Below are 11,185 nucleotides of genomic sequence, written 5' to 3' on the forward strand. Positions count from 1 at the left end.
CTCTTCTCCCCTTGACCTCAGTTGCGCAACACGACGGCCGAGGTCGGACCCAGGTCGCTCGAACTGACGAAGCAACAGTCGGCGTTCGCGACCTGGCCGGTCGAGGCGCCACGCATTTGCTTGACACCCTCGGTGATCATGTTGAAGCCATGCAGATAGACCTCCGACAGGCTGCCGCCGCCGGTGTTGACAGGCAGCCGGCCGCCAAGCGCAATGCCGCCATCCTCGGTGAAGGCAGCCCCCTCGCCGCGGCCGCAGAAACCGTAACCCTCGAGCGTGAAGAACACTTCCGGCGTAAAGGCATCGTAGAATTGCGCGACCTTTATGTCGGATGGTCGAATGTCGCTCTGCCGCCACAGCGACTTGGCGCAGGTTGCTGCCTGCGAGCGCATCGGATCGGCCGTGAAGTAATTGGCCAGGATGGCGCTGCCGCCATCGAAGCCCTGCGCCGCCGCATGAATGTAGACGGGCCGGTCGCGGCAGTCCCTGGCGCGGTCCGCCGCGGTGACGACGAACGCAATGGCGCCGTCGGTCTCCAGGCAGCAGTCGAAAAGGCACAATGGCTCACTGATCCAACGCGCCGCGAAATAGTCCTCTCGGCTCATCGACCTAGAATACATGAAGGCGTTGGGATTGCGGTTGGCATGGCTGCGAAACGCCAATGCGACATTGGCCAGGTGATCACGGGTCGCACCGAATTCGTGCATGTAGCGCGTGTACATGACGCCCACTTCGTCGACCGGGCGAATGATGCCCCAGGGTCGCAACCAGGTGTCCCGGCTACCCTGAATACGCTGGTCGAGCTGCGCCCAGACGCGGCTGGCCCTGCCGCTGCGCTTGCGCGAGCGCCAGCCGACCACGACCTTGGCCTGGCCGGTGGCGACGGCCATCGCCGCATGTCCGACGGTGCCGCAGCCGCCATGCCCGCCAGCCGGCATCTGCGAATAGTAGGTCACCTCTCGCATGCCGAGGTCGCGCGCGATGTCGTGCTGGAAGACATTCTCCATGTTCAGCGAACAGAGTCCGTCGACTTCCGCAGGCGCAATGCCGGCGTCGTCGAGGGCGGCCTTGATCGCGATGCAGGCAAGCTGCTCCTCGCTTTCGGACATCGCCTTTCCAAAGGCAGTCTCGCCAATGCCGACGATCGCCGTGCGGTCCTTGAGGGAAACGATGTCGCTCATGGCCTGATGTCCTCGGAAGCGCGCGGCATCCAGCGCGGCAAGGTGATGTCGTCCGAGACGGCGACAAAGGCAACGTCGACTGGCAGACCAATGCGGATCGTCGACGCGGCGACGCTGTTGATGGCAGCGTCCGGCCCGGCAACCAGGCTGCCGACCATGCGGATGTGCGGATGGTCGTCGAGCTCGACCACAATCATTGAATATGGCACCAGATCCTGGAACCCCGGAAGGGTCGGACCATGCGCCACGCCGTATGACCAGATGGTGCCGCGACCGGCTGCGTCGACCCATTCGGTCTCGGGGTGAGCGCAGGCAGCGCAGAACGGATGCGGCGGAAACTGACTGCGGCCGCAAGCCTTGCAGCACTGCACGACGAGACGCTTCTGCCGTGTGGCCTGCCAGAACACCATTGTGTCGGGATCGTCACCGTAAGGCAGCGGAATAGCGTTCATGATCGTGCCTCGCTCTTGGCTTGGGGGCGCACATCCATCGCCTCGAGCACCGGCTCGCCCGCCAGCGCCACCTGAACGTCAACCTGCCGGGCGCATCCGGGACAATAGAAATGGCGGATTCGGAATCGCTCGCTGCCGGGATAACGATCGGTGATCGCGGAGCGTTCGCCCGCGGGGGCCTCATGGAGAACGAGGCTGCTGTAAAGGCGTTCGCCGAGCCCGCAGAGACGGCAGCCGCAAGACGCGCAGGCGACCTGTTCGCCATTGGCGGTTTCGACCGCCCGGAAATGGCTGGAGAGCCGTCGTCCACCAACAGCGCCGCCCCCCCGGTACGGCTCACGCTCGCCAATCCTGGTGCTGCGCCGCGCCTTGCGTTCGGCGTCGGTGGCTCCTCGATCGACCAGGACCCGTTCATCATCGCGCCGCATGACCACACCGAAATCGCGTAGCGCACCCTCCGTGCTGACCAGGCCATCGAGCACATCGGCCAACACGGCCGCGGTATCGCGCTCGAGCGGATCGCCAAAGCCGCCGCCGCCCTGTGAAGACGTGACAAGCATATGTCCGGGATGGAGCTGCGTACGCGCGTCAGGGAGGCGGATTTCGACGACATCGGCCAGGTCCGGCCAGCCCATCGCATGATCGACGGGGACATCACCGCTCATGATCGCAAAACCGCTCGGAGATCCTGGCTCGCCACCTGCCAGCCCCATCGTCGCCGGATGCTGCAGACCCTGCGCCATCGACAGCAGCGCGATGGAACGATCCGTCCGGTGCGGGCGATAGGCATGCATTGCACCAACCCCGCCGCGGCGCATCCCCGGCCCGCCCGTGTCGGCAAGTTCAAGCCGCGTCAGATAGAGAACCGGATAATAGGCCTCGTTGGTCTCGATGTTCGACGGCGTCGCGCCCGGCGAGGTTGCCGTTCCCGAAGTATCGCATCCATCAGTGTCAACGGTGGCGCCACCGCCACCGCTGAGCTCGTCGAGGAACAGCGTGGTGAACGGGCGGCCGTCAAGCCGATGGCCCGAGATCGACATGCCACCGGCGCCCGATGACTGTGAAGACGCCATGGCCATGTGTGCGTGCTTTTCAGATCCGTCGAGCAGGCGGGCAAGACAGGCACTGACGCAGTTACGGATCGCCTGGGCCGAGGTACCCGTGCTCATGGCGACGCCGGCTGGCCACTCGGCATCGACAACCGAGGCCTTGCGGGTGCGGATGTCGATCGTGCGCCAGATGGCGCCGGGCATCCATGGCAAGCCCTGGCAGATGTGGACGAGCACCGCCGCCATGGTGAAGTTGGCCAGCGTCGGATAGGTGGAGTTGACTGCACCGGGCGCCTGGTCATCGCTTGCCGTGAAGTCGAAGGTCAGCCTGTCGGCCGACTTAGCCATGGCCAGTCTCACCGCATAGACCTGATTGGGCATATAGTCGGCGCCCCTGCGCTGCTCGTGCTGGATGAAGGAATTTTCGCGCCAGATGCCATCCGGCAACTCCTTGAGGCGGCGGCGGAAGGCTGCCTCGGTCGAGGCCAGCAGCGTGTCCATCGCCTCGACCAGCCCGTTCGCACCATAGACAGCGCATAGCTCGAGCAACTGGCGCTCCGACGCACGGTTCGCGGCAATCTGGCCGAGCAGGTCGAGCGCGTTCAATTCGGGTGTACGAGTGCGGGCGAGATAGTCGCGTTCGATGTCACGCCGGATCCGGCCGCTCTCGACGATCTTGACCGGCGGAATCGGTATCGCCTCGTCGAAGATCGAGCGGGCGGCATAGTTGAAGCCGCCGCTGACCGGACCGCCGACATCCGGCTCGTGCACGGTCGAACCTGCCCAGGCGATCAGCCGTCCGTCGTGGAAAATCGGCGCCACCAAGGTCACGTCAGGCTGGTGGAGCGTCCCGAGATAGGGGTCGTTGGTGAGGAATTGGTCACCCGGCCCGATGCCCGGGTTCTCACCGTAACGATCGAGGATGTCACGGACGATCAGGTTGAGCGAAGTCGACTGCACCAGAATGAACTTGCTGCAGGAGACGACGGTGCCGTCGGCGGTCATGATCGCCGTATTAAAATCGCTCGCCTCGGACGCGATCTGCGATCCGGAGACCCGCACCAGCGTCTCGCCTGCGTCGGCGTTTATCGCCTCCATTCTGTGGCGAATGATTTCCAGTTCGATCGGACCGATGGTCATGCAAGTTCCTCGATGCTCGGCTGCGCCGGAGCCTTGCCGCGGCGCAACACCGCTATAGTCAGGTTGCCGTCCGCGTCGGTTGCGGCTGTCTGATCGGGATGGATCACCGCCGTCGTCTGCTCGGATTCGATGAAGGCCGGTCCTGCGATCTCCGCGCCCTCGCCAAGGTCGTCCCAGAGATAGACAGGCGTTTCCTGTTCGCGGCCATGGAACCAGGCGTTGCGGCTGCGTACCGGCTGCGGCACGCCCCGGCGTGGGGCCTTTGCGGCTTCGGGCATGGAAATCGGCATACGCGCCTCGACTACGATTGCCGCGAGTTCGATGGTGCTGCCGGCATGAGCAGCACCACGGCCGACGATCTGCTCGTAGCGCGCCCGGAAAGCCGCTTCAGCGACGGCGATCTCCGCCGGCCCAAGGCACGCGCCCGGTACGTCGATATCGATCCGATGCAGCTGGCGGGAGAATTTCAGGCCGACCTTGCGCCGTATGTCGACTGCCTTCGAAAAGCCCGCCTCCCCCAGCCCGTCGAATTCGCCGCGGGCGCGCTGCTCCAGCCGGTCGAAAGCCTCGATCTCAATGTCGCAGAAGTCACGCAATGACCTGGCCGGCAGCTCGATTTCGCAGGCTGTCCGCATGTCGCTGGCAGCAGCGCCCCAAGCGGAAAACTCCGGTGCCAGGCGTGGAATGACGATCGACTTGACGCCAATCTCGGCGGCATAGCGCCCGACATGCTGAGGTGCTGCCCCGCCGTAAGCGTAGAGGACGAAGTTGCGCGGATCGTAACCGCGCTGGACGCTGGCCCGGCGGACGAGATCAGCCATCTGCGCATTCGCCACGCGCAGGATACCTTCAGCCGCCGCCTCGATCTCCATTCCGAGGTGTTCGGCGAGCGCCAAAATCGCCGCCTGTGCAGCCCCGCGGTCAAGGTGCAAAGCACCACCAAGGCGGTCGAGATAACCGAGCACGACGGCAGCGTCGGTGACCGTAGGCTGCGTCCCGCCACGACCATAGCAGGCAGGGCCCGGCATGGAGCCGGCGCTTTGCGGACCTACCCGCAACACGCCCAGCTCGGCATCGACATAGGCAATGCTGCCGCCGCCGGTGCCGATCGATGCAAGGTCGATGACAGGGACGGCAAGGCTGTGGCGGTCTATGCGCGGCCGCGTTGCATTGGGCAATGTGCCGCCAACGACGAGACCGACATCAAAGCTGGTGCCACCGACATCCGTTGCCAGCACATCGGCATGCCCGAGCCGTGCGCCCACCTGGCGCGCGGCCATGATGCCACCGACTGGTCCCGATTGCAGGAGATGCACCGGCGCGTCGCGCAGCGACTTTGCGCGCCGTACGCCGCCGCCCATCGTCACGATGAGGAAAAGGCCGACAAACCCCTCCGCACGCAGCGCTTCTTCAAGCGAGGCAAGGTAATCTCCAACCAGCGGCGCGACATAGGCGTTCATCGCAACGGTCGCCGTTCGCTCATATTCGCCGATGCGGGGCGCAAGCTCGCTCGATAGGGTCACATGCAGACCAGGCGCCTCCTCCGCTACGAGGTCGGCGAGACGGCGTTCGTGCACGGCATTGACCGGCGACCACATCAGCGCAATTCCGATCGCCTCGGCACCGCGCGAGACGAGCTGCCGGATCGCGCGGCGTGCCTGCTGCTCATCCAGCGGCTGGACGATCCTGCCGTCGACATCGATGCGCTCGTCGACGCCGACGATGCGGCGACGCGACACGAGCAGATCTGGCTTTCGCCATTTGAGGGCGTTGATGCTGTCCTCATCGGGCAGGCCGTGCACCTTGTTCGAGCGCGCCATGGGCAAGGTCGATTCGAAGCCGGCGGTCACGAGCAGGCCGACACGGGCGCCGCTGCCGGTCAGCAAGGCGTTGAGGCCAACCGTGGTCCCATGAGACAGGATGTCGGTCGTCTCGAGAATGTCGCGCAGGTTCCTGCCAAGCGATCTCGCTGCTACACCTAGAGAGGCGATCACACCCTCCATCAGGCGGCCATGCGTCGTCAGCGACTTGCCGACTCCGATGCGTCCATCATCGGCAAGGATGACCGTGTCGGTGAAGGTGCCGCCCGTATCGATGCCAACGATCTGCATGAGCAATCTCGCAAGTCTCTCTAAGCGCGCAGTCCATCGTCCGGCGAACGCAACGCATCCACCGCCCGAGGCTGCTCCAGTCGCCGTGACCCGGCGCGGTATTGAAACGATATCGCGGGGCGCGGATTTCACCGCACTACGCCCGCCGTCCGGCGCGGCGACGAGGCCCCGCTTGGACCAGGCGATTAGGCGTCGAACCATCCGGCCTGTCAAACGTAAGCGGTGGTTTTCCGGCTATCCGGAAAATCCACAGAAGCGATTGTTTCGACATCGATTGCCAGCCTAGCCTTCCGTCCGCGAACGCCCCTCAGGCGCGCCGAACGCACTTGCTCACGGAGCGACAGATGAACTCATTGCGCACAACCGACGTCGAAGGTGCCGTGGCAGTTACCGGCCCGACCCCGGCCAAGATCGAGGTGCGCGGGGTGCGTAAGCGCTACGACGCTAATGGCAATGTCGAGGCCCTGTCAGGTGTCGATCTGACGGTACGAAGCGGCGAGTTCGTCTGCCTTGTCGGCCCCTCGGGCTGCGGCAAGTCAACCGTTCTCAGGATGGTTGCCGGGCTGCACAAGCCGAGCGAGGGCGAGATATTGGTCCATGCAAGCGGCGCCCGCGCGGTGCCGACAGCCATGGTGTTCCAGAGCTATAATGTGTTTCCGTGGAAGACGATCCGGGCCAATGTCCGCTTCGGCCTGGAAATGACGGGCATGGCCAGCGCCGAAGCTGACGAGCGCGCTATTTTGTGGCTGCGAAAGATGGGCCTCGGCGACTTCGCCAATGCTTACCCGCCGGCACTTTCTGGTGGAATGCTGCAACGGGTCGCAATCGCCCGCGCCATGGCAGTCGAGCCGGAGATCTTGCTGATGGACGAACCGTTCGCCGCCCTCGACGCACAGCATCGGCGTATCCTGCAGGACGAGTTGCTGACGCTCTGGCAGGAGGACAGGCGCACGGTGGTCTTCGTCACCCACAGCCTGGAGGAGGCCCTGCTGCTCGGCGACAGGGTTGTGGTGATGTCGGCGCGACCTGGGCATATCATTGCCGAGTTCGAGGTGCCGTTCGCGCGGCCACGTACGCCCGACATTCGCGGCGAGCCGGCATTCGCCCGGCTCGAACAGGAAATCTGGAACCTGCTGCGCGAGCAGGTCGGTAGGCACGCCGGTTAGAACCGATCGACGCGGAGGAGGCGACGAGATGGAACGGACAATAACGATCAAGCCGGGCGAGGCAGAACGGGACCCGCGTGGCTACGCAAGCAAGGCAAACAGGCAGGAGACCGCGCTCGCCGTGGCAACCCCGGTCATCTTCTTCATCCTGTGGGAGATCTTTGCCCGGGCGGGCGTGCTCGACGTCAGGTTCTTTCCTGCACCCAGCGCCATTTTCATGTCGGCTGTCGAGATGGCCCGGAGCGGAATGCTGCAGCAGGACGTTCTGGCCAGCGCGCTGCGCGTGCTTGCCGGCTTTGCCATCGGTGTCATCAGCGGCCTGGGAGCAGCATTGCTGCTTGGCCTGTCGCGGCTGATGCGTGCGGCGCTGGAGCCGTTTCTCACCGCGCTCTACACAGTTCCCAAACTGGCGCTCCTGCCGCTGCTGCTGCTGATCTTCGGGCTTGGCGAATTGCCCAGCGTGCTGCTGGTCGGCATGACAGTGTTCTTTCTTGTCTGGATTCAGTGCATGGAAGCGGTACTTGCCATCCCTGAGAATTACCGCGAGGCGGCCCGCTCCTTTGGCGCCAAGGGTTGGGTCATGTTTCGCCATGTCACCTGGCCGGCCCTGCTGCCACAATTCTTCATCTCGATGCGCATCGCAATCGGTACCGCGGTTCTGGTGATCGTCGGCGTAGAGTTTGTCCAGGCAAGCCAGGGGATCGGCTACCGCATCTGGCACTCATGGTCATTGTTCCAGGCCAATCGCATGTATGTCGGCATCTGCACCGTCGCTCTCATGGGTTTCCTGTTCAGCACCCTGGTTCGCTGGCTGGGTCGGCTGATGCTGCCTTGGACCGCGTCCACGACCAAGAGCGCGCGCTGACAAAGCTCCGCAGTGTCACGCCCGCATGAACCCCCGAACGCTCCAGCAGAGGTGCGGTATGAACGCACGGGTCTACATTCATGAATACGTCGACATCATCGGCGCCAACCGAGCCAACTACTTCAGGCACATGACCACGGACTGGGGCAAACATTGCGCTGAGCGCAATCAGAAATGCTTTGGTATCTGGGGCACGCTCGGCAGCTCCGGCCGGTGGCCGCAGGTCGTCAATCTGTGGGAATATCACGACTGGGACGGCCTCGCCGCCAGTTTTGCGCACGAAACTGCCTCCGACACCATGCAGGACAAAGCCCTCGAGGCTTGGTGGCTTACGGCCCAGAACTACCGAAGCGGCGGTTTCGACCGATTGCTGATTGCCGCTCCCTACTCGCCAGACATCGAGCAACTCTGTACCGAAGGCACTGTGGTTGGAGCAAAGGTGTTCCTGCACGAGATCGTCAGCGTAAGGCCGGGCCTTGCGCAGGACTATCTTCGACTGATCTCCGAACATTGGCTTGAGAAGGCAGCGAGACTCGGCCTTCATTTGGTTGGCGCCTTTCGAACTGCCATGCGCAACGATTCAGAGGTTGTCCTGATCTGGGCGATGCAGGAATGGAGCGACTGGGCTCGCTTGAGCATGGCTGAGAGCGGAGAACCATTCCGGAGCTGGCACATCAGGACGGCAGACGTTGTGCTCGACTGTGTCGGACATCTCCTATGCTCGGCGCCGGCCTCGCCGCTCAAGACGGGTTTCCAGCCCTAGTTCGGAAACAGGCACCCGTGACGTCAGGCCAGCGGCGCGACTTGGAGTTACGGCGGCCGTCGTGAAAGTCTTGAAGCCCAGCATCGGTCGCACCCGCCGCTTGTTGCGGCGGTGATCCTGCTCAATCCGGTTGTTGAGGTATCGGCTCTTGCGGATCCGGATCGCCTTCAACGCCTGCCGTGATCGTTCCCGCGGGCAAGCGCAACAAGCACGTGCACTTATAACCACTAATGAGCAGAAAACCGCACGCCGTGTCGGCCGGCTACAATGACTGATAATCTTGCATTATCGTTCATAAAGTGATCTGCTGCCGAAATGGCCTCTAATGTCGAGCAGAATCGCGAAAACCGTGCTCAGCAGCGCTCTGCTCAACGAGAGGGCACGTCGAAATCAGCCGAGCCTGTCGAGGAAGGTGCCGGAAACGACGCCTCGGCCGAAGATTTGCCCGATATCGTCGACGTCGTGATGGCTATGGGACGACAGCCCGAGGCACGCGCCGACGGTTCTCTGGATGCACAAGGCGACGCCACCCTCCCCTCCCCTAGCTTGCCGGCAGCCGAAAGCCCGTTGTCCGGTCGTATGCCGGCGCATCTCGGCGAACTGGCCGAGCGCGCGCACGGCTATGTAGAGGCGGCGAGTTCGGCAAACACGCGTCGAGCCTATGCCGCCGACTGGAAGCATTTCGGCGACTGGCTGCGCCGCCAGGGATTGTCGGCAATGCCGCCGGATCCCGAGACCGTCGGGCTCTACATCACCGCCTGCGCTTCGGGCGCCGCGTCCCAAGACGCTGTGGTCACCAGGTCGGGCAAGGCAGCCGGTCGCAAGGATGCGGTTTCGACCATCGAACGGCGGCTGTCTTCGCTGTCGTGGAACTATGCCCAGCGCGGCCTTGCCCTAGACCGCAAGCACCGCGCCATCGCAACCGTCATGGCGGGGATCCGCAACGCGCACGCCCGCCCGCCCCGGCAGAAGGAGGCGATCCTGCCGGAGGACCTGATCGCCATGCTGGAGACGCTCGAACGCGGCACTTTGCGCGGCTTGCGCGACCGCGCCATGCTGCTGCTCGGTTTTACCGGCGCCCTACGCCGTTCCGAAATCGTCGGGCTCGACTGCGCCCGCGACCAGACCGAGGACGGCCGTGGCTGGATCGAGATTTTCCCGAAGGGACTGCTGGTGACCCTGCGTGGCAAGACCGGCTGGCGCGAGGTCGAGATCGGGCGTGGTTCGGCCGACGCCACCTGCCCGGTCACCGCGCTTGAAATCTGGCTCAGCCTCGCCCGCATCGGCCACGGCCCGCTGTTTCGCCGCGTCACCGGGCGCGGCAAGAAGGTCGGATCCGAGCGTCTCAACGACCAGGAGGTCGCCCGTCTGGTCAAGCGCGCAGCCCTTGCCGCCGGCGTGCGCGGCGACCTCCCCGAGGGCGAACGCGCCGCCCAGTTTGCCGGTCACTCCCTGCGCGCCGGCCTCGCCTCCTCCGCCGAGGTTGAAGAGCGCTACGTGCAGAAACAGCTCGGCCACGCCAGCGCCGAAATGACCCGCAAATACCAACGCCGCCGCGACCGCTTCCGCGTCAACCTGACCAAGGCGAGCGGGCTCTAGAACCATACCCTGTTCGTCGAAGCGGCGTCAGAAATCCCAAGGGGACATCAATACGAGGCCCGTCGTGCCAAAATCACTCAGATTTCGCGTGGCCAAGCTGCCACCGTTAACGTGGGCGATGGCCGCAATCATACCGTCAGGCGCCGACATAGGACGAACTTTGCGTGAGGCAGCACCCATGATTTCGCCGTAGGCCAGCGTCGCTTCCTCTGTTAGCCCGAAGATTCGGTCGACAAAGCGTCGGCGCCAATCCGAAAGGCCCTGTTCCAGACGCTAGGCACGTTGGTCTGGCTTGATCTTTTGGATGCCAAAGGCAATCTCGGCGATCGTCACAGTTGATAGCGCCAGTTCGGCATCATGCCGGACCAACCAAGCGATCACGGCGTCATCAGGCAACTTCTTCAGCGTCTCCGAGATGACATTCGTATCGACAAAAATCACAGATCGATGCCCTCATGAGGATGCCGATGGGCACGAATTGTGGCCTCAAGGTCAATGTCGGTGCCTGATTGCATTTTCAATCGGCTGTAGAAGGCCAGCGCAGGCTCACGCCCTGCTTCGCGTACTTCGTAGGATTCGAGGGCACGCTCAACGACATCGGCGATCGTGCGGTTTTCACGCCGGGCTAGCCTATGCGCCAGGTCGCGAGCCCGAGCGCTCCTTATCGAAAGTTGTGGTTCAGCCATGACGCGCCTCCTTTTCAAAGAACATAGAGCTAGCGCCACCTGCTAGTAAGATGGCAGGTGATGGCAAGACAGCTCACCCCGTCTTGGCCTGGGCCGCCCCTCCCCTGCCCCGCAGCAGGGCCATCAGCACCGGGCCGATCGAGAATTCGCCCGATCGTGCCTTGGCGGTCAGG

Annotated in this window: 9 protein-coding genes and 2 pseudogenes; 4 read left to right on the top strand and 7 right to left on the bottom strand. The window is 63.9% G+C overall.

Features of this window, described 5'->3' with window-relative positions; genetic code table 11:
- Positions 1-17 precede the first annotated feature (17 nt).
- From NDO48_RS24095 to NDO48_RS24110, 4 genes are read right to left on the bottom strand one after another with little or no spacing between them, the layout of a single operon-like run.
- Positions 18-1,181, bottom strand: a complete 1,164-nt coding sequence (locus NDO48_RS24095; RefSeq protein ID WP_267322524.1) for a thiolase C-terminal domain-containing protein — start codon at positions 1,179-1,181, stop codon at positions 18-20.
- On the bottom strand, positions 1,178-1,633 hold the full coding sequence (locus NDO48_RS24100) for a Zn-ribbon domain-containing OB-fold protein (protein ID WP_267322525.1): 456 nt from the start codon (positions 1,631-1,633) through the stop codon (positions 1,178-1,180). The genes NDO48_RS24095 and NDO48_RS24100 overlap by 4 nt, the downstream gene beginning before the upstream one ends.
- On the bottom strand, positions 1,630-3,822 hold the full coding sequence (locus NDO48_RS24105) for a hydantoinase B/oxoprolinase family protein (RefSeq protein WP_267322526.1): 2,193 nt from the start codon (positions 3,820-3,822) through the stop codon (positions 1,630-1,632). The genes NDO48_RS24100 and NDO48_RS24105 overlap by 4 nt, the downstream gene beginning before the upstream one ends.
- On the bottom strand, positions 3,819-5,933 hold the full coding sequence (locus NDO48_RS24110; protein ID WP_267322527.1) for a hydantoinase/oxoprolinase family protein: 2,115 nt from the start codon (positions 5,931-5,933) through the stop codon (positions 3,819-3,821). The genes NDO48_RS24105 and NDO48_RS24110 overlap by 4 nt, the downstream gene beginning before the upstream one ends.
- Before the next feature lie 344 nt (positions 5,934-6,277).
- On the opposite strand from NDO48_RS24110, the gene NDO48_RS24115 reads away from it, so the two are divergent.
- From NDO48_RS24115 to NDO48_RS24125, 3 genes are read left to right on the top strand one after another with little or no spacing between them, the layout of a single operon-like run.
- Positions 6,278-7,099 (top strand): ABC transporter ATP-binding protein, encoded by an 822-nt coding sequence (locus NDO48_RS24115; protein WP_267322528.1) that lies wholly within the window; start codon positions 6,278-6,280, stop codon positions 7,097-7,099.
- A 28-nt stretch (positions 7,100-7,127) separates the two neighbouring features.
- Entirely contained in the window at positions 7,128-7,964 is an 837-nt protein-coding gene (locus tag NDO48_RS24120) for an ABC transporter permease (RefSeq protein ID WP_267322529.1), read from the top strand.
- Between the two features lie 58 nt (positions 7,965-8,022).
- Positions 8,023-8,727: a hypothetical protein gene (locus NDO48_RS24125; RefSeq protein ID WP_040457457.1), complete on the top strand. Its 705-nt coding sequence runs from the start codon at positions 8,023-8,025 to the stop codon at positions 8,725-8,727.
- A 54-nt stretch (positions 8,728-8,781) separates the two neighbouring features.
- On the opposite strand, the pseudogene NDO48_RS24130 reads toward NDO48_RS24125, so the two are convergent.
- Positions 8,782-8,883: pseudogene (locus NDO48_RS24130) on the bottom strand (DDE-type integrase/transposase/recombinase); the annotation flags it as partial.
- A 159-nt stretch (positions 8,884-9,042) separates the two neighbouring features.
- On the opposite strand from NDO48_RS24130, the gene NDO48_RS24135 reads away from it, so the two are divergent.
- Positions 9,043-10,326: a site-specific integrase gene (locus NDO48_RS24135; RefSeq protein WP_267322530.1), complete on the top strand. Its 1,284-nt coding sequence runs from the start codon at positions 9,043-9,045 to the stop codon at positions 10,324-10,326.
- Between the two features lie 27 nt (positions 10,327-10,353).
- On the opposite strand, the pseudogene NDO48_RS24140 reads toward NDO48_RS24135, so the two are convergent.
- A pseudogene (locus NDO48_RS24140) lies at positions 10,354-10,767 on the bottom strand (type II toxin-antitoxin system VapC family toxin).
- Positions 10,764-11,012, bottom strand: coding sequence for a type II toxin-antitoxin system VapB family antitoxin (locus tag NDO48_RS24145; protein WP_081623610.1), 249 nt, complete (start codon positions 11,010-11,012; stop codon positions 10,764-10,766). The pseudogene NDO48_RS24140 and the gene NDO48_RS24145 overlap by 4 nt, the downstream one beginning before the upstream one ends.
- Between the last annotated feature and the right edge of the window lie 173 nt (positions 11,013-11,185).

It is taken from the genome of Aminobacter sp. MET-1 (genome assembly GCF_026521175.1).
Lineage (GTDB): Bacteria > Pseudomonadota > Alphaproteobacteria > Rhizobiales > Rhizobiaceae > Aminobacter.

Excerpts from the sequence above, each read along its gene's own strand:
- NDO48_RS24135 (WP_267322530.1), top strand. The coding sequence starts at position 9,043 with ATGGCCTCTAATGTCGAGCAGAATCGCGAAAACCGTGCTCAGCAGCGC.
- NDO48_RS24145 (WP_081623610.1), bottom strand. The coding sequence starts at position 11,012 with ATGGCTGAACCACAACTTTCGATAAGGAGCGCTCGGGCTCGCGACCTG.
- NDO48_RS24115 (WP_267322528.1), top strand. The coding sequence starts at position 6,278 with ATGAACTCATTGCGCACAACCGACGTCGAAGGTGCCGTGGCAGTTACC.
- NDO48_RS24100 (WP_267322525.1), bottom strand. The coding sequence starts at position 1,633 with ATGAACGCTATTCCGCTGCCTTACGGTGACGATCCCGACACAATGGTG.
- NDO48_RS24120 (WP_267322529.1), top strand. The coding sequence starts at position 7,128 with ATGGAACGGACAATAACGATCAAGCCGGGCGAGGCAGAACGGGACCCG.
- NDO48_RS24110 (WP_267322527.1), bottom strand. The coding sequence starts at position 5,933 with ATGCAGATCGTTGGCATCGATACGGGCGGCACCTTCACCGACACGGTC.
- NDO48_RS24095 (WP_267322524.1), bottom strand. The coding sequence starts at position 1,181 with ATGAGCGACATCGTTTCCCTCAAGGACCGCACGGCGATCGTCGGCATT.
- NDO48_RS24105 (WP_267322526.1), bottom strand. The coding sequence starts at position 3,822 with ATGACCATCGGTCCGATCGAACTGGAAATCATTCGCCACAGAATGGAG.
- NDO48_RS24125 (WP_040457457.1), top strand. The coding sequence starts at position 8,023 with ATGAACGCACGGGTCTACATTCATGAATACGTCGACATCATCGGCGCC.